General features: G+C 72.3%; 16 protein-coding genes. 12 read left to right on the forward strand and 4 right to left on the reverse strand.

Annotated features, from left to right (window positions below; genetic code table 11):
- The first annotated feature begins 2 nt into the window (after positions 1-2).
- The gene (locus tag ACFZB3_RS06785; protein ID WP_391370777.1) at positions 3-332 is read left to right on the forward strand and encodes a hypothetical protein; all 330 of its coding nucleotides are present in this window, start codon (positions 3-5) and stop codon (positions 330-332) included.
- Positions 332-1,594, forward strand: coding sequence for an amidohydrolase family protein (locus tag ACFZB3_RS06790; RefSeq protein WP_391370780.1), 1,263 nt, complete (start codon positions 332-334; stop codon positions 1,592-1,594). The genes ACFZB3_RS06785 and ACFZB3_RS06790 overlap by 1 nt, the downstream gene beginning before the upstream one ends.
- Before the next feature lie 4 nt (positions 1,595-1,598).
- Here the strand turns inward: ACFZB3_RS06790 and ACFZB3_RS06795 are convergent, their stop codons facing one another.
- The 3 genes from ACFZB3_RS06795 to ACFZB3_RS06805 form a co-directional block, all read right to left on the reverse strand.
- On the reverse strand, positions 1,599-2,339 hold the full coding sequence (locus ACFZB3_RS06795; protein ID WP_391370783.1) for an alpha/beta hydrolase fold domain-containing protein: 741 nt from the start codon (positions 2,337-2,339) through the stop codon (positions 1,599-1,601).
- Positions 2,329-3,048 carry an enoyl-CoA hydratase-related protein gene (locus tag ACFZB3_RS06800; protein ID WP_391370785.1) on the reverse strand — a complete coding sequence of 240 codons (720 nt, stop codon included), beginning with the start codon at positions 3,046-3,048 and terminating at the stop codon, positions 2,329-2,331. The genes ACFZB3_RS06795 and ACFZB3_RS06800 overlap by 11 nt, the downstream gene beginning before the upstream one ends.
- A 101-nt stretch (positions 3,049-3,149) precedes the next feature.
- On the reverse strand, positions 3,150-4,133 hold the full coding sequence (locus ACFZB3_RS06805) for a 2Fe-2S iron-sulfur cluster-binding protein (protein ID WP_391370788.1): 984 nt from the start codon (positions 4,131-4,133) through the stop codon (positions 3,150-3,152).
- A gap of 82 nt (positions 4,134-4,215) precedes the next feature.
- On the opposite strand from ACFZB3_RS06805, the gene ACFZB3_RS06810 reads away from it, so the two are divergent.
- From ACFZB3_RS06810 to ACFZB3_RS06840, 7 genes are read left to right on the forward strand one after another with little or no spacing between them, the layout of a single operon-like run.
- Positions 4,216-5,778, forward strand: coding sequence for an AMP-binding protein (locus ACFZB3_RS06810; protein ID WP_391370791.1), 1,563 nt, complete (start codon positions 4,216-4,218; stop codon positions 5,776-5,778).
- 35 nt (positions 5,779-5,813) lie between these two features.
- Positions 5,814-6,992, forward strand: a complete 1,179-nt coding sequence (locus ACFZB3_RS06815) for an amidohydrolase family protein (protein WP_391370794.1) — start codon at positions 5,814-5,816, stop codon at positions 6,990-6,992.
- Complete coding sequence (locus tag ACFZB3_RS06820) at positions 6,989-8,431, forward strand: FadD3 family acyl-CoA ligase (protein ID WP_391370797.1); 1,443 nt, start codon at positions 6,989-6,991, stop codon at positions 8,429-8,431. The genes ACFZB3_RS06815 and ACFZB3_RS06820 overlap by 4 nt, the downstream gene beginning before the upstream one ends.
- Positions 8,428-10,005, forward strand: coding sequence for a methylmalonyl-CoA mutase family protein (locus ACFZB3_RS06825; protein WP_391370800.1), 1,578 nt, complete (start codon positions 8,428-8,430; stop codon positions 10,003-10,005). Before ACFZB3_RS06820 ends, ACFZB3_RS06825 begins: the two co-directional genes overlap by 4 nt.
- Positions 10,005-10,406: a cobalamin-dependent protein gene (locus ACFZB3_RS06830; RefSeq protein WP_391370803.1), complete on the forward strand. Its 402-nt coding sequence runs from the start codon at positions 10,005-10,007 to the stop codon at positions 10,404-10,406. The genes ACFZB3_RS06825 and ACFZB3_RS06830 overlap by 1 nt, the downstream gene beginning before the upstream one ends.
- A 1-nt stretch (position 10,407) precedes the next feature.
- On the forward strand, positions 10,408-11,364 hold the full coding sequence (locus ACFZB3_RS06835; protein ID WP_391370806.1) for a TIGR03564 family F420-dependent LLM class oxidoreductase: 957 nt from the start codon (positions 10,408-10,410) through the stop codon (positions 11,362-11,364).
- The gene (locus ACFZB3_RS06840; protein ID WP_391370809.1) at positions 11,361-12,449 is read left to right on the forward strand and encodes a CoA transferase; all 1,089 of its coding nucleotides are present in this window, start codon (positions 11,361-11,363) and stop codon (positions 12,447-12,449) included. The genes ACFZB3_RS06835 and ACFZB3_RS06840 overlap by 4 nt, the downstream gene beginning before the upstream one ends.
- Before the next feature lie 123 nt (positions 12,450-12,572).
- On the opposite strand, the gene ACFZB3_RS06845 is transcribed toward ACFZB3_RS06840, so the two are convergent.
- Complete coding sequence (locus ACFZB3_RS06845) at positions 12,573-13,340, reverse strand: glucose 1-dehydrogenase (RefSeq protein ID WP_391370812.1); 768 nt, start codon at positions 13,338-13,340, stop codon at positions 12,573-12,575.
- A gap of 47 nt (positions 13,341-13,387) precedes the next feature.
- Here ACFZB3_RS06845 and ACFZB3_RS06850 point away from each other — a divergent pair, with 47 nt between their 5' ends.
- The 3 genes from ACFZB3_RS06850 to ACFZB3_RS06860 all read left to right on the forward strand — a co-directional run bounded on the left by ACFZB3_RS06850 (position 13,388) and on the right by ACFZB3_RS06860 (position 16,440).
- The gene (locus ACFZB3_RS06850; protein ID WP_391370814.1) at positions 13,388-13,981 is read left to right on the forward strand and encodes a TetR family transcriptional regulator; all 594 of its coding nucleotides are present in this window, start codon (positions 13,388-13,390) and stop codon (positions 13,979-13,981) included.
- Between the two features lie 72 nt (positions 13,982-14,053).
- A complete protein-coding gene (locus ACFZB3_RS06855) occupies positions 14,054-15,379 on the forward strand; it encodes an acyl-CoA dehydrogenase family protein (protein ID WP_391370817.1) in 1,326 nt (441 codons plus the stop codon).
- Positions 15,376-16,440 (forward strand): phosphotransferase, encoded by a 1,065-nt coding sequence (locus ACFZB3_RS06860; RefSeq protein WP_391370820.1) that lies wholly within the window; start codon positions 15,376-15,378, stop codon positions 16,438-16,440. Before ACFZB3_RS06855 ends, ACFZB3_RS06860 begins: the two co-directional genes overlap by 4 nt.
- Positions 16,441-16,467: the final 27 nt, after the last annotated feature.

A 16,467-nucleotide genomic window follows, 5' to 3' on the forward strand; every position in this document is an offset into this window, starting at 1 on the left:
AGATGACCACGGTCTTTCCCGCCGGGTTCCACGAGCTGGAGCCGTTCGCGGACTGGGCGATCCACGGCGAGCGCGCCCGCTACGCCAAGCGGGTCGCCTCCACCATGGAGGAGTTGCAGGCCTTCTACGACGTGGCGTTCCCGCTGCTGCAGAAGGGCACCGTGTACCTGGAGCAGGTCGGCATGGAGGGGATCGGCGAGCAGGACCGGAACCTCCTGTGGGCGTTCTGCTCGCTGGTGACCGTCGCCTTCCCGGTGGAGGCGTGGGGCCAGCCGAGGGTCCCGGACAGCGGTCCCGCCGGCATCCACGCCGTCGTCGAACCCGCCGTGTGATGGCGGGCCGGGAGGCGGCGCCACGGCCGCCCGTGCTCCTGCGGGCGGCCCGGCTCCTCGACGTCGGCAAGGGTGAACTCGTCGAGCCTGGTGAGGTGCTGGTGGTCGGCGAGCACATCGCCGAGATGCAGCCGGCAAGGCCGCCCGAGGGCACGGTCGTCCACGAACTCGGGGACGTCACCCTCCTGCCGGGCCTGATGGACATGGAGGTCAACCTCTTCCTCGGCGGCCCCGACCACCGCAGCCCGCTGATCCCGGTCCAGGAGGACCCGGCGCTGCGCACCCTGCGCGCGGTCGCCAACGCCCGCCGCACCCTGCACCGCGGGTTCACGACCGTACGCAACCTCGGTCTCTTCGTGCAGACCGGGGGCGTGCTCCTGGACGTCGCCCTGAAGAAGGCGATCGACCTGGGGTGGGTGGACGGACCGCGCGTAGTGCCTGCCGGGCATGCGATCGCACCGACCGGCGGGCACCTCGACCCGACCATGTTCCAGGCGTTCGCACCCGGCGTGCTGCCCCTGACCGTGGCGGAGGGCATCGCCGACGGCGTGGCGGAGGTGCGCAAGGCGGTCCGGTACCAGATCAAGTACGGGGCGAAGGTCATCAAGGTCTGTGCCTCCAACGGTGTCATGTCACATACCGGCCCGGCCGGCGCGCAGCAGTACTCCGACGAGGAGCTGCGCGCCGCCGTCGACGAGGCGCACCGGGCGGGCCTCCGGGTCGCCGCCCACTGCATGGGGGACTCGGCGATCCGGGCCGCCGTCGAGGCCGGCATCGACTGCATCGAGCACGGTTTCCTCGCGAGCGACGCCACCCTGGACCTGATGGTGGAGCGGGGCACCTTCCTGGTCGCCACCACGTACCTCACCGAGGGCATGAACACCGAGCACGCGGACCCGGAGCTGCGGGCGAAGGCCGCCGAGGTCTTCCCCCGCGCCCGTGAGTCCACCGCCCGCGCGATCCGGCGCGGGGTCAAGGTGGCCTTCGGCACCGACGCGCCCGCCATCCCGCACGGCAGGGGCGCCCTGGAACTGCTCGCCCTCGTCGACCGGGGCATGCGCCCGCTGCAGGCCCTGCGCGCCGCCACCACGGTCGCCGCCGACCTGATCGGCGCCGACGACCGGGGGAGGCTGAGCCCGGGACTGCTCGCCGACGTCGTCGCGGTCCCCGGCGACCCGCTCGACGACCTGTCCGTCGTGGGGCGGGTGTGCTTCGTGATGAAGGGGGGCCGGGTGTACCGCGACGACACACAGGGGGCCTGACCGGTCAGCTTCGCTGCGGTGTCGCCAGGCCCGTCGAACTCCAGGTGCGCAGAAAGGCCGTCGTCGCCTCCAGCTGCCTGAGTCCCTGCGCCGAGGAGTCCTCGTAGATCCGCATGTCGACGTCGACCCCCGAGCGCGCCGCGCGGGTCGCGAGGGACAGCGTGTCGTCCAGGAGCATCTCCGTACCCGCCGCATGGAGCTGGATCGGCGGCAGGCCGTGAAGGTTGCCGTGCAGCGGGCTCAGCAACGGGTGGGCGCGCGGTGTCGTGCCCGCGTACGCGGCCGCCTGGGCGGGCAGGGCCTCGGCGTCGAGCGTGCGGTCGGCTGCCGCGTTGAGGAGCAGACTGGACGCGTCCAGCGTGAAGTCCAGCACCGGCGACGACAGCACCGCACAGGACGGCGGAGCTGCCCCCTCGTCGCGCAGTCGCAGCAGCAGACCGGCGGCGAGGGCACCGCCCAGCCGCTTGCCGGCCACGGCCGCGGGGCCGGGGCCACGGTCGCGGCAGTACTGCCAGGCGGCGTACGCGTCCTCCAGCGCCTCGGGGAATCGCAGCCGGTAGCGGGCGCACACGACCGTGCAGCCGGTGTGCCGGGCCAGTTCGCGGGCCGTCGGCACGGCGTCCTGCGGGGTGCCCGCGAGCCGCGGGTCGCCGTGCAGATACAGCACGGTCTGCTCGACGGCCGCGCCCTCGGGCCGCACCTCCGGCCCGAACGGCCCTTCCTCGACGTGGATCTCACCTGCCATGGGACACCACCTTCTCCGCCGCCTGCCAGTGTTCGTCGGACACCCAGAGCCGGGCGAAGGCCGCCGCGGCCTCCTGCGGGGACCTGGCGCGGGTGGTCAGGTTCTTGATCTCGGCGGCCTGCATGGTGGCGAGCGCCCGCGCCACCTCCCGCCAGCCATCGTCGAAGCCGGCCCGGGGCAGCACCAGGTCCACCAGGCCCAGCCGTTCGGCCTCGCCCGCGTCCAGCACCCGTCCGGTACCCGCCAGCAGCAGTGCCCGGCCCGGTCCGACGAGCCGGGCCAGCCGCTCGGCACCGCCCCACGCGGGCACGATGGCGAGCTTCGTCTGGTTGAAGCCGATGCGGATGCCTTCGGCGGCGACCCGGATGTCGGCGGCGACCGCGACCTCCGCGCCACCGCCGAAGGCGTGCCCGTTGAGCGCGGCCACCACCGGGCCGGGGAAGGCGGCGATCCGGTCGCACAACGCCCGCATCCGCAGCGCCATCCCGGCCGCCTCCTCCTCGGTGCGCAGCCGCGCCAGCTCCTTCAGGTCACCGCCGGACACGAACGCCTTGTCGCCCGCGCCGGTCACCACCAGGGCTTTCGAACCCTCGGCGGCGTCCAGGGCCTTGTCCAGTTCGCCCATGGTGGCCGGGTCGATGGCGTTGCGGGCGTGCGGGCGGTCGATGGTGACGACGGCCAGGCCGTCCTCGATGTCCAGGTCAACCATGCGTGGCCTTCCGGTCGGGCGGGCGGGTGCCGATGGTCCGGCGGGTACCGATGGCTCGGCACGTGCCGGGGCTCCATCGGGTGCCGATGTCCCGGCGGGCGTCAGTCCTCGTAGACGACGGTCACCTCGGCGGTCGTGGGTTCGGCCTGGCAGGTGAGCACATAGCCCTCGGCGATCTCGTCGGGTTCCAGGGCGTTGTTCACCCGCATCTTGGCCTCGCCCTCGGTCAGCCGGGCCATACAGGTGGCGCAGTCCCCGGACTCGCAGGAGAAGGGCGGGGTGAATCCGGCCCGGCGCGCGCTCTGCAGCAGGGTCTCGCCCGCGCGTTGCGGCACGGTACGGCGCCGGCCGCGCAGGTCGACGGTGACGGTGCCGGGGACGGGCTCGGCTTGTGTCTCGCCGGGCGGGGCCGGCGTGAACCGCTCGACGAAGATCCGTCCGGCGGGCGTCCCCGCCGCGAGCAGCGTGCTCTCGACGAGTGCCATGAACGGCTCCGGCCCGCAGATGTAGTGGTCCGCTTCGCCATCGGCGAGGGCCCGTATCTCGTCGGCGCCGACCAGTCCGTCCCGGTCGTCGAGGTGATCGTGGAGGCGGAGCCGGTCGGGGTGGTGTGCGACGAGGGTGTCGAGTGCCCTGCGGAAGATGGCCGAACCCGCGTTCTGATGGGCCGTCAGTAGCCGCACTGCGCGTGGTGTGGTCGCCAGTGCGCTTTTGACCAGGGAGAACACCGGCGTGATCCCGCTCCCGCCCGCGTAACCGACCAACGGCCGGTCCGTCGCGTCCCCGCGGAGGCAGAAGGAGCCGCCGGGCCGGGTGGCCTCAAGTGTGTCGCCCGGCCGCAGGTGGGTGTGCATCCAGCCGGAGACGAGTCCGCCCGGGACCCGCTTCACCGTCACGGACAGCTCGCCGTCGGTGTCGGGCGAGGACGACATCGAGTAACTGCGCAGCGTCCCGCACACCTTGAAGGTCAGGAACTGCCCCGCGCGGTAGGGGAACGGCGCGTCGAGGGCGAAGGTGCGCGTGTCCGGCGTCTCGTCGACGATCCGGGTGATCCGCACCGGATGGAAGCCGTGATCCCGTGCCATGTATGGAACTTACCTTCTCGCTATGGGAGAGTGCAATTCTCCTACAGGTGCAATGGTGACCGCGACGAGGAGAACTCCAGCCATGACGACGACTTCTCCCGGTGCTCTGCGGCCGTTGCCGCCCGGACTGTCCGCGCGTTACGAGGCAGAGGGCTGGTGGACCCGCGAGACCCTCGGTGAGCTGCTGACTGCCGGGCTGGCCGCAGCCGGGGACGTGGAGTTCCGTGTGCACTCCGAGGTACGGCCGTGGGCGGGGACCTTCGCCGACGTCGAGCGGGTGGCGCGGCGGCTCGCCGCGGGGCTGCGGGCGCGCGGGGTCGGCTCCGGCGACGCGGTCGCCATGCAGCTGCCCAACTGGATGGAGGCCGCGGCCGTGTTCTGGGCTTGCGCCTTCCTGGGCGCGGTGGTCGTGCCGGTGGTCCACTTCTACGGACCCAAGGAGGTCGGCTACATCCTCGGCGCGACCCGCCCCAAGGCCTTCTTCGCGGCCGGGCGCTTCGGCCGGTCCGAGTTCCATCCGGAGCTGTGCAAGGACGTCCCGGTCCTCGGTGTCGTCGGCCGCGGCTTCGACGCGCTGCTGGCGGACGAACCCCTGGCCGGCGTACTGCCCGTCGACCCGGACGCCCCCGCGCTCATCGCCTTCACCTCGGGCACCACCAGGGACCCCAAGGGCGTGATCCACAGCCACCGGACTCTGGGCTACGAGACGCGCCAACTGGCCGCGAGCTACCCGCCCGACCGGGGACGGCAGTTCACCGTGGCGCCGGTCGGCCACTTCATCGGCATGATCAACGCCTTCCTCATCCCTGTCCTCGACGGCACTCCGGTCAACCTCGGGGACGTCTGGAACCCTGCCCAGGCGCTCGCGCTCCTGCGGGCCGAGGGGCTGACGGTCGGCGGGGGAGCGACGTACTACATGACGAGCCTGCTCGACCATCCCGACTGCACGCTCGAGCACATCGCACACCTCAGGTACGCCGGTCTGGGCGGCGCTTCGGTCGCCTCCGCCGTCACGACCCGGCTGGAGTCGCTGGGCATCGGCGTCTTCCGGGCCTACGGCTCCACCGAGCACCCGTCGGTGACCTGCACCCCCTACGACGGCCCGGCCGCCAAACGGCTGCACACCGACGGACTCCCGCTGCCCGGCGTGGAGTTGAGGCTCGCCGAGGACGGCGAGATCCTCACCCGCGGCCCCGACCTCTGCCTCGGCTACACCGACCCCGCGTTGACCGCCGCCGCCTTCGACGCGGACGGCTGGTACCGCACCGGCGACATCGGCGTGCTCGACGCCGACGGATACCTGACCGTCACCGACCGCAAGGCCGACGTCATCATCCGCGGCGGCGAGAACATCAGCGCCCTGGAGGTCGAGGACGTCCTGCTGGGCCTGCCCGGCGTGGCCGAGGCGGCCGTGGTCGCCGTCCCCGATCCGCGCCTGGGGGAGCGGGCCGCCGCCGTGCTGCGCATGCGCTCCGGCTGGTCCGCGCCGGTGTTGGCCGAGGTGCGGGTGCACTTCCAGCGGTCCGGGCTGGCCCGGCAGAAGTGGCCCGAGGAGATCCGCACGGTCGACGACTTCCCGCGTACGCCGAGCGGGAAGGTGAAGAAGTTCGAGCTCCGCCGGGACATTGCCACTCCCGCACAGTGAGAATACGATTCTCAAGATTGGTGAAGGAGGATCTCATGCCCTCTCGCGCGCTCGCGTATCCGCTCTTCGACGCGGACAACCACCTCTACGAGACGCAGGAAGCGCTCACGAAGTACCTGCCCAAGGAGTACGACGGGGCTATCGAGTACGTGACCGTCCGGGGCCGTACGAAGATCGCGATCCGTGGGCAGATCAGCGAGTACATCCCCAACCCGACCTTCGACGTGGTCGCCCGGCCGGGGGCCATGGAGGAGTACTTCAGGGTCGGCAACCCGACCGGCAAGACCCGGCGGGAGATCTTCGGCGAGCCGATGCGCTCCGTGCCCGCCTTCCGTGAACCGGCCCCGCGCCTGGAGCTCATGGACGAGCTCGGCATCCAGCGCAGCCTGATGTTCCCCACGCTCGCGAGCCTCATCGAGGAGCGGATGAAGGACGACCCGGAGCTGATCCACACGGTCATCCACGCCCTCAACCAGTGGCTGTACGACACCTGGTCCTTCACCTACAAGGACCGCATCTTCACGGTGCCCGTCATCACCCTCCCGATCGTCGAGAAGGCGATCGAGGAACTGAACTGGGTGGTGGAGCGCGGCGCCCGCGCCATCCTGGTCCGGCCGGCGCCCGTGCCCGGCTTCGGTGCCACGCGCTCGTTCGCGCTGCCGGAGTTCGACCCGTTCTGGAAACGGGTCGTCGAGACCGGCGTGCTGGTCGCCTTCCACTCCTCCGACAGCGGCTACGCCCGCTACGCCAACGACTGGGAGGGCAACCAACGCGAGTTCCTGCCGTTCAGGCCCAACGCGTTCCGCCAGGTCATCGAGTGGCGGCCGATCGAGGACGCGGTCTCGTCCCTGATATGCCACGGCACGCTCTCCCGCTTCCCGGACCTGAAGGTCGCCGTCATCGAGAACGGCGCCTCCTGGGTGGAACCGCTGCTCGGCCGGCTCGCGGACGTGCACAAGAAGATGCCCCACGAGTTCCACGAGGACCCCGTCGAGGTCTTCCGGCGGAACATCCACATCAGCCCGTTCTGGGAGGAGGACATGGCCCGGCTCGGTGACCTCATCGGCATCGAACGCGTCCTGTTCGGCTCCGACTACCCGCACCCGGAGGGCCTGGCCGACCCGGTCACCTACGTCGACCACCTGGCCAGGCTGACCGAGGCCGACAAGGCCAGGGTCATGGGCGGCAACCTGGCCCGGCTGATCGACGCATGACCGCGACGGTGCCGTGGCGCAGCATCCCCGAACTGGTGCGCAGCGCCGCAGACCGGTTCGGGGACGCGGAGGCCGTGGTCGACGGCGACCTGCGGCTCACCTTCACCGGCTTCGCCGATCAAGTCCGGCGCACCGCCGGAGCGTTCGCCTCGATGGGCGTCCGGCCCGGTGACCGGGTCGCGGTGTGGGCACCGAACTCGGCCGAGTGGGCGATCGCCGCGTTCGGCGCGCTCACCGCGGGAGCCGTGCTGGTCCCGGTGAACACCCGCTTCCGGGACGAGGAGGCCCACGACATCGTCGCCCGCAGCGGCGCCAGGGTGCTGTGCGTCCAGAACGGCTTCCTGGACCGGGAGTTCACCGGACCGCCCGGGGTCCCCGTCGTCGACCTGCGGGCGGACGGATTCCTCGGCTCCGGGGAACCGCTGGAGCGCGAGGTCGGCGAGGACGACGTCGCGGACATCATCTTCACCTCCGGCACGACCGGCCGCCCCAAAGGCGTGATGACGACGCACGGTCAGACGCTGCGCCTGTACGCCGAGTGGTGCGCACTGGCCCAACTCCGCCGAGGTGACCGCTACTTGATCGTCAACCCGTTCTTCCACATCTTCGGCTACAAGGCGGGCCTGGTCGCCTCCCTGATCCGGGGCGCGACCGTGCTCCCCGTCGCCGTCTTCGACGTGGAGCACGTCCTGGAGCTGGTGGCGCGGGAGCGGGTGACGATCCTGCCGGGACCGCCGACGCTCTACCACTCCCTTCTCCAAGCGGGCGAGAAGCACGACCTGTCGTCGCTGCGGGTCGCGGTGACCGGCTCCGCCGACATCCCCGTCGAACTGGTCCGCCGCATCACCACCGAACTTCCCTTCACCCACCTCATGACCGGCTACGGCCTCACCGAGGCCGGCACCGTCACCGCGTCCCGGCCCGGCGACCCGTACGAGGCCGTCGCCACCACCGTGGGCAAGCCGTGCGAGGGCTTCGAGGTGCGCCTCGCCGAGGACAAGGAGGTCCTCGTACGCGGCTACGCCGTCATGCTCGGCTACCTCGACGACCCCGAGGCCACCGCCGAGACCGTCGACCCCGACGGCTGGCTGCACACCGGCGATCTGGGCGAGATGGACGGCGACGGGCGGCTGAGGATCGTCGGGCGCAAGAAGGACATGTTCATCGTGGGCGGCTTCAACGCCTACCCGGCCGAGATCGAGGGCTTCCTGCTCCGGCACCCGGCCGTCGCCCAGGCCGCCGTCATCGGCGTGCCGGACGTCCGCATGGGCCAGGTCGGCAAGGCGTTCGTGGTGCCCCGCGGCACGGTGACGGAGGCCGAGCTGATCGCGTGGGCCAGGGAGCGGATGGCGGGCTTCAAGGTGCCCCGGCAGGTCGAGTTCCGCACGGAACTGCCGCTGAACGCCACCGGAAAGGTGATGAAGGACCAGCTGTCATGACCGACGAACCCCGCACCGCGTCCGGCATCCCCCTCAAGCCGGTCTACGGCCCCGCCGACCTGCGCGCCGAACCCCCGGACCCCGGCACCTTCCCCTTCACCCGCGGCAACTACCCCACCGGCTACCGGGGCCGCACCTGGACCCTGCGCCAGTACTCCGGCTTCGGCACCCCCGAGGAGTCCAACCGCCGCTACCGCTACCTCCTCGACCAGGGCGGCACCGGCCTGTCGGTCGCGCTCGACCTGCCCACCCAGTGCGGCTACGACTCCGACGACCCGGAGTACACGGACGAGGTCGGCCGCGTCGGAGTCGCCCTCGACACCCTCGCCGACGCCGAGATCCTCTTCGACACGATCCCGCTGGACCGGATCAGCACCAGCTTCACCATCAACGGCACGGCGGCCGTCCTGCTCGCCTTCTACGTCGCCGCCGCCGAGAAGCGCGGCATCCCGCGCGCCCGGCTGACCGGCACCATCCAGAACGACATCCTGAAGGAGTACGCCTCGCGCGGCACCTGGATCTGGCCGCCCGAACCGTCGCTCAGGCTCATCGCGGACACCATCGAGTTCTGCGCCGCCGAGGTGCCCCGCTTCAACGCGATCTCGGTCGCGGGCGCCCACTTCCGGGACGCGGGCGCCAACGCCGTGCAGGAGATGGCGTTCACGCTCGCCGACGGGGTGACGTACTGCGAGACCGTGCTGGAACGCGGCCGTATGAGTATCGACGAGTTCGCCCCGCAGATCTCCTTCTTCTTCTACACGCACGGCGAGTTCTTCGAGGAGATCGCCAAGTACCGTGCGGGGCGCAGGCGGTGGGCGTCGATCGTGCGCGAGCGGTTCGGCGCCCGGACCGACAAGGCGTGCATGTTCCGCTTCGGCTGTGTGGCCGGCGGGGCCTCGCTGTACGCGCCGCAGGCCCGCAACAACACCGTGCGCGTCGCCTACGAGGCGCTCGCCTCCGTGCTCGGCGGCGTGCAGTCGATGTTCACCGCCGCCTGGGACGAGCCCTTCGCGCTGCCCAGCGAGGAGTCGGCCACGCTCGCCCTGCGCACCCAGCAGATCCTCGCCCACGAGACGGGGGTGGCGAACGTGGCCGACCCGCTGGGCGGGTCGTACTTCGTGGAAGCCCTCACCGATGCCACGGAGGAGCGGATCGCCGCGATCATGGCCGATCTGGAGGCGCACGGCGGCATGGTCCGCTGCATCGAGGACGGCTACCTCCAGGGGCTGATCGCCGACGAGGCCTGGCGGCTGCACCAGGAGGTCGACTCCGGGCAGCGGCCGGTCGTCGGCGTCAACCGCTTCACCGCCGAGGAGCCCCCGCCCGACCTGGCCACCTACGAACTCGACGGCGAGGGACGGGAACGGCAGCTGAAACGGCTCGCCCAGGTCAAGGCCGAGCGCAGCGCCGCCGAGGTGCGCACCCGTCTCGCCGAGCTGAGACGCGCCGCCGAAGGAGACACCAACCTCATGGATCCCCTGATCGCCTGCGCCAACGCCTACTGCACGGTCGGCGAGACGGCCGGAGCCCTGCGCGAGGTGTGGGGCGAGTTCCGGCAGCCGGTGGTGTTCTGATGACCGGGCCGGTGCGGATCCTCGTCGCAAAGCCCGGGCTCGACGGGCACGACCGCGGGGCCAAGCTGGTGGCGCGCGGGCTCCGCGACGCCGGGTTCGAGGTGGTGTTCACGGGCATCCGGTGGCGGGTGGCGGACATCGTCGCCACCGCCGTCCAGGAGGACGTGGCCGTGGTCGGCCTGTCGATCCTCTCCGGCGCCCATGTCACGCTGACCCGCCGCACGGTCGGCGGACTGCGCGCGGCGGGCGCGCCCGACATCCCCGTCGTGGTCGGCGGCACGATCCCGGCCGCCGACGTGGCGCTGCTGCAGGAGGCCGGCGCGGCGGCCGTGTTCCCCACCGGCACCCCACTGCCCGCCATCGTCGCGGACATCCGTGCACTGACCGCCCAGGAGGGCTGACATGCGAGTCGGAGTGATGAGCGGTCCCGAGCGGGGCGACGCGGCGCACAAGGCGGCGCGCATGGCCGACGACGCCCGCTGGGCCGAGGAGGCCGGCTTCGACACCGTGTGGGTGCCGCAGGTGCCCACCGACTTCGACGCCCTGACCGCCGTCTCCCTGATGGGGCAGGCCACCTCGCGCATCGAACTGGGCACGGCGGTCGTCCCGGTGCACGCCCAGCACCCGGTGGCCCTGGCCCGGCAGGCGATCTCGGCCCAGGCGGTCGCCGGCGGGCGGCTCGCCCTCGGCGTGGGCGCCTCCCACCACTGGATCGTCCGCGACATGCTCGGCATCCCGTACGAGAAGCCCGCCATGTACACCCGCGCCTACCTCCAAGTCCTCAACGCGGCACTCAGCGGCGCGAGTTCGGTCGACGTCGAGAACGACGTCTTCCGCGTGCACAATCCGCTCACCCTCGCCCCGCGCGCCCCGCTGCCGGTCCTGGTCGCCGCCCTCGGCCCGTTGATGCTGCGCATCGCGGGGGAGTACACCGACGGCACCGTCCTGTGGATGGCGGACGAACGGGCCGTGGCCGAGCACGTCGTACCGACCCTCACCAAGGCGGCGGAGGCGGCCGGACGGCCCGCCCCGCGCGTCGTCGCGGGCATCCCGGTCTGCCTCTGCGCGCCGCACGAGGTGGACGCGGCCCGGGAGCGCGCCAACCGGATCCTCGGCGAGGCCGAGGTCTCGCCCAACTACCAACGGCTCCTGGAGTACGGCGACGCACGCGACGTCGGCGACCTGTCCGCGGCCGGCGACGAGGCGGCCATCGCGGCCCGCTTCCGGCGCTTCGCCGACGCGGGCGTGACCGACCTGTCCGTCCGCCTGCTGCCCATCGGCAGCGGGCGGGACGAACTGGTCGCCTCCAAGCTCCGCACCCGGGACACGGTCGCGGCCCTCGCCGCGGACTTCCGGTGACCGGAGGGCCGGGCCCGCTGGCGGCGCCGCGCTCGGACGGGGGGCCGGGCCCGCTGGCGGCGCTGCGCGTCCTGGAGGTCGGCCACATCCTCGCCGGCCCCTACGCGACCATGCTGCTCGCCGACCTCGGGGCGCGGGTCACGAAGGTGGAGCCGCCCGGCGGCGACCTGTCCCGGCAGGTGTCCGACGCCTACTTCGCCAGCCTCAACCGGGGCAAGCGCTCGGTCCGCCTGGACCTGACGACGCCCGGCGGGCAGGACCGGCTGCACGACCTCGTGCGCGACTCGGACGCCCTGCTCGTCAACCTCAAGCCGTCCGCCATCCGCCGCTTCGGCCTTACCTACGACGCCCTGAGGCCCCACAACGAACGCCTCGTCTGCGTCGCCCTCACCGGCTGGGGCATGGACGCGGGCGACGAACCCGCCTTCGACTACGTCGTCCAGGCCGCCACCGGCATCGCCGCCCTCACCGGCGACCCGGACGGCCCGCCCCTGCTGCCCGGTTACTCCTCCGCCGACAACTCCGCGGGACTCGCCGCCGCGCTAGGCCTGCTGGCGCTGGTGGTCTCGGGGCGGGGCGGACAGATCGAGGTCTCCCTGCGGGACGTGATGCTCTCCCAGCTCAACTACCACGCCTCGGCCTGGCTCAACGACGAGGTCGCCCCGCGCCGCCTGGGCGGCGCGCACGCCTACTACGTCCCCGCCCAGCTCTTCCCGACCGCCGACGGCCATCTGGCCCTGTTCATCACCCACGACGGCTTCTGGCGCACCTTCGCCGCCGAGGCCGGCATCGAGGGTTTCCCGACGATGGCCGAACGCGCGGCACGCCGCGACGAGGTGATCGCCGCGGTGACCAAGGCGCTGGCCGCCGACACGGCCGTCGGCTGGGAGGCCCGCCTGCGTCCGCTCCGCGTCCCCGCAGCGGCCGTCCGTGCCCTTCCCGAGGCACTGGCCCAGGCTCCGGACGCAGTGGTGGACGCGGGCGGCCTCCGGCTGGTCGGCAGCCCGTTCCGGGTCAGCGGCTACGAGCCGTCGTACGGGCCGCCGCCGGGGCTGGGCGAGCATGGCGGCGCCGACAACACGTAGGCGCTCCCCGGGGAGCGCCGCGGTATGTCGTAGATCGGCCGCGGCGCCGTCGTGGCTGGTCGCGCCCACGCGGCGGCAGCCGCATATCCCATACAGCCCCGCGCCCCTTCGGGGCGCTGCCGGTCACGGCATCCCCCCGTCCACCCGCAGGGTCGCCCCGCTGGTGTACGAGGACGCGTCCGACATCAGGTAGAGGGCGGCGCCCACCACCTCGCGCGGGTCCCCGATGCGGCGCAGGGCGTGGCCGCGTACGCCCTCGGCGAGCTGCTCCGGGTCCTGCTGCCAGCCCTGGGTGGCCCAGGTGTCGAACGGGCCGCACATCAGGGTGTTGACCCGCACCGACGGGCCGAGCGCCTGCGCCAGACCCACGCTCACCGCGTTGAGTCCCGCTTTGGCGGCCGCGTACGGCACGATCGCGGGCCGCGGCCGGACCGAGCCGGTGGAGCTGACGTTGACGATCGTGCCGCCCCCGGCCTCCGACATCCGCGCTCCCGCGAGCACGGACAGGCGGAACGGGCCCTTCAGGTTGAGGCTCAGCACCGCGTCGAACATCTTCTCCGTGACGTCGGCCAGATCCTCGTAGACGGGGGACATCCCGGCGTTGTTGACCAGCGCGTCGAGCCTGCCGAAGCGTGCGTAGACGGCGTCGACCAGGCCGGGCAGCTCGTCCCAGCGGCCCACGTGGACGGCGTACGGGAACGCCGTACGCCCCGTCTCCTTCTCGATCTCGGCGCTCACGGCGGCGCAGGCCTCGTAATTCCGGCTGGCGACGACGACGTTCGCACCGCAGCGGGCCGCCCCGAACGCCATGGCCCGTCCCAGTCCCCGGCTGCCGCCGGTCACGAGGACCACGCGGCCGGAGAGGTCGAACAGTTCGTCCGCGTAGCCCACGTCCGCCTCCTGGAGCGTTCTCGATGACGAGAGTAGCGTTCTCCGATATGCAGAATAGCATTCGGGATCGCGACGCCGAGGCGCTGTTGGACGCCGGACTGGCCCTGATGGTGGCGGGCGGTGGGCGGCGGCCCCGGGTGGCCGACATCGTGGCCGCCGCGGGGCTGTCGAACGACGCCTTCTACCGCTCGTTCGAGAGCAAGGACGCCCTGGTCGAGGCCATCGTGGAGCGTGGGGCGCATGCGCTCGTGGGGTATGTCCGGCACCGCATCGCTCGGGCGGCAGGGCGGGGGCCGGAGGCCCGGTTGCGGGCGGGGCTCGAAGCTGTTGTACGGCAGGCTGCCGACGTGACCCTGGCCCGCCAGACCCGGGCCGTCCTGGCCAACGCCACCGGACACGCTCCGCGGGCCTCGCATGTCACCGTCGCGCTGGTGGACGCCCTGGCCGCACTGTTCGCCCAGCCGGCCGCCGAGTTGGGGTCCGGCGACCCGATGCGCTCCGCCCGGACCACGGCCGGCGCGGTCGTCGCGGCTCTGCAGTACTGGCTGTTCACCGAGGAGGTGCCCGGACGCGCGGAGACCGAGCACCTGGTCGGGTTCCTGCTCGCGGGCGTACGCGCGCCCGATCCCCGCAGGAGGTGAGTCCTGTCCCTGGACGCGAGAATGACGTTCTGTTAATTTCAGAACGCCATTCTGAAGGAAGGTGGATGCGTCATGTGGGACTTCAGTACCGACGCCGCGTTCCAGGAGAGGCTCGACTGGGCCGTGGAGTTCGTCCGTGCGGAGATCGAACCGCTCGACGTGCTGTTCCCGGGCAACGCCGAGCCCTACGACCGCGACAGCGAGGTCTTCCGCGAAGTGGTCCGCCCGCTGCAGCGGCAGGTCCGCGAGCAGGGGCTGTGGGCCGCCCATCTGCCGCCCTCGCTCGGCGGCATGGGCATGGGGCAGGTGAACCTCGGACTGCTCAACGAGATCCTGGGCCGGTCGAGTTGGGCGCCGATGGTGTTCGGCACCCAGGCCCCGGACTCCGGCAACGCCGAGATCCTCGCCCACTACGCCACCGAGGAGCAGCGCAAGGAGTACCTGGAGCCGCTGCTCGACGGGCGGATCGTGTCCACCTTCGCGATGACCGAGCCGACCGGCGGTGCGGACCCCGGCGGCTTCACCTGCCGTGCCGTCCGTGACGGCGAGGAGTGGGTGATCGACGGCGAGAAGTGGTTCGCCTCCAACTACCCCCATGCCGCCTTCGTCATCGCCATGGTGGTCACCGACCCCGACGTGCCCGTGCACAAGGGCGCGTCCATGATCCTGGTCCCGGCCGGCACACCCGGCATGGAGATGGTGCGCGGCACCGGCATGGCCGGCGAGCCGCTCGGCGAGGGCGTCCACGCCTACCTGCGGTTCACCGACTGCCGGGTGCCGGCCGCGAACCTGCTCGGCGAGCCCGGCTCCGGGTTCCTCATCGCGCAGACCCGCCTCGGCGGCGGCCGGCTGCACCACGCGATGCGCTCGGTCGGTCAGTGCCGGCGCGCGCTGGAGATGATGACCGAACGCATCGCCTCCCGGCGCACCCGCGGCGGCCCGCTCTCCGACCAGCAGGCCGTGCGTCACCAACTCGCCGACACCTGGGTGCAGATCGAGCAGTTCCGCCTCCAGGTCCTGCACGCCGCCTGGCAGACGGACCGGGCGGCCGAGACCGGCGACCCGGCCGACGCCCGCCGGGCCCGGCTGCACGTCTCCGGCGTCAAGGTCGCCACGCCCAAGGTCCTCGTCGACGTCGCCTACCGGGCCCTGCACCTGCACGGCGCGCTCGGCGTCTCCAACGAGCTGCCCCTGGCCAAGATGTGGAACTCGGGCCCCACCCTCGGTGTCGCCGACGGTCCCACCGAGGTCCACCAGGACGTCATCGCCCGGCTGTTGCTGAAGGACGTCACCCCGGCGGACGACCAGCTGTTCGGCTCGGCCCATCTGCCCACCCGGCTGGCCGCGGCCCGCGCGAAGTACGCGGACCGCCTGAGCGGAACGGCGGTGACCCGGTGAGCACCCAGGAAACGCCCGCTGCCGACGACACGCAGGCCGACCTCGACCGCCTCAACTCCTGGTCCGGCGTCGCCGAGCTGCCCGGCGACGGCCCCGTCACCGCGCTCGAACCGCTCACCGGCGGAGCGCAGAACCTCCTGTTCGTCCTGCGCCGGGCCGACGGCACCGAACTCGTGCTGCGTCGGCCCGGCCGCCACCTGAAGGCCGGCGCCTCCGACGCCTTCCGCCGCGAGAGCCGGGTCCTGGGCGCCCTCGCCTCGACCGATGTTCCGCACCCCCGCCTGTACGCGAGCGTGCAGGACGAGGCGGTGTTCGGCGCGCCCTTCTCCGTCCTGGAGAAGATCGACGGCTTCATGCCCCGCGGGCAACTGCCCGGCCGTTACGGGGAGGACCCCGAGTGGCGGCGCGCGGTCTCCTTCGCCCTCGTCGACGGCGCCGCGCGGCTGGCCGCGGTGGACCCCGACGCGCACGGTCTGGCCGACCTCGGGCGTCCGGAGGGCTGGCTGGCGCGGCAGACCCCCAAGTACCTGAAGGTGCTGCACGGTTACCGCACCGACCCGGCCTATTTGGAGAGCGAGAACCCGCACGTGGACGCCGTGGCCGACTGGCTGGTCGCGCACGCGCCGAAGCAGGGCGCGACCGGGATCGTCCACGGGGACCTGCAGTTCGCCAACGTCATGTTCGCCCACGACGCTCCCCGCCTCGCCGCCGTCGTCGACTGGGAGATGGCCTCCCTGGGGGACCCGCTGCTCGACCTCGCCTGGATCCTCACGGCCTGGCGAGAGCCGGGCGACCCGCCCGGCAGCGACCCCCAGCTCCGGCCCTGGGACGGCATGCCCTCCCGTGCCGAGCTCGTCGCGTACTACGCCGAGCGGACCGGCCGGGACGTGTCCGCGTTCCGCTGGTACCAGGTGCTGGCCTGTTTCCGGCTCGCCGCGCTGCTGGAGGGCAGCCATGCGCGTGCACTGGCGGGGAAGCTGAACCGGAGGATGGGTGAGGCGTTCCACGCCTACGCGGGGTGGTTGTGGGAGAAGGCTCGCCAGGAGATGGCGGGTGACTGATGTCGTTCGGCCGCGGCGCCGTCGTGG

This window comes from Streptomyces sp. NPDC008092, from assembly GCF_042957285.1.
Taxonomy (GTDB): Bacteria; Actinomycetota; Actinomycetes; order Streptomycetales; family Streptomycetaceae; genus Streptomyces.

What these genes read in the sequence shown, in the direction of transcription:
- ACFZB3_RS06785 (WP_391370777.1), top strand. Translation starts at nt 3, where the DNA reads ATGACCACGGTCTTTCCCGCCGGGTTCCACGAGCTGGAGCCGTTCGCG.
- ACFZB3_RS06790 (WP_391370780.1), top strand. Translation starts at nt 332, where the DNA reads ATGGCGGGCCGGGAGGCGGCGCCACGGCCGCCCGTGCTCCTGCGGGCG.
- ACFZB3_RS06795 (WP_391370783.1), bottom strand. Translation starts at nt 2,339, where the DNA reads ATGGCAGGTGAGATCCACGTCGAGGAAGGGCCGTTCGGGCCGGAGGTG.
- ACFZB3_RS06800 (WP_391370785.1), bottom strand. Translation starts at nt 3,048, where the DNA reads ATGGTTGACCTGGACATCGAGGACGGCCTGGCCGTCGTCACCATCGAC.
- ACFZB3_RS06805 (WP_391370788.1), bottom strand. Translation starts at nt 4,133, where the DNA reads ATGGCACGGGATCACGGCTTCCATCCGGTGCGGATCACCCGGATCGTC.
- ACFZB3_RS06810 (WP_391370791.1), top strand. Translation starts at nt 4,216, where the DNA reads ATGACGACGACTTCTCCCGGTGCTCTGCGGCCGTTGCCGCCCGGACTG.
- ACFZB3_RS06815 (WP_391370794.1), top strand. Translation starts at nt 5,814, where the DNA reads ATGCCCTCTCGCGCGCTCGCGTATCCGCTCTTCGACGCGGACAACCAC.
- ACFZB3_RS06820 (WP_391370797.1), top strand. Translation starts at nt 6,989, where the DNA reads ATGACCGCGACGGTGCCGTGGCGCAGCATCCCCGAACTGGTGCGCAGC.
- ACFZB3_RS06825 (WP_391370800.1), top strand. Translation starts at nt 8,428, where the DNA reads ATGACCGACGAACCCCGCACCGCGTCCGGCATCCCCCTCAAGCCGGTC.
- ACFZB3_RS06830 (WP_391370803.1), top strand. Translation starts at nt 10,005, where the DNA reads ATGACCGGGCCGGTGCGGATCCTCGTCGCAAAGCCCGGGCTCGACGGG.
- ACFZB3_RS06835 (WP_391370806.1), top strand. Translation starts at nt 10,408, where the DNA reads ATGCGAGTCGGAGTGATGAGCGGTCCCGAGCGGGGCGACGCGGCGCAC.
- ACFZB3_RS06850 (WP_391370814.1), top strand. Translation starts at nt 13,388, where the DNA reads ATGCAGAATAGCATTCGGGATCGCGACGCCGAGGCGCTGTTGGACGCC.
- ACFZB3_RS06855 (WP_391370817.1), top strand. Translation starts at nt 14,054, where the DNA reads ATGTGGGACTTCAGTACCGACGCCGCGTTCCAGGAGAGGCTCGACTGG.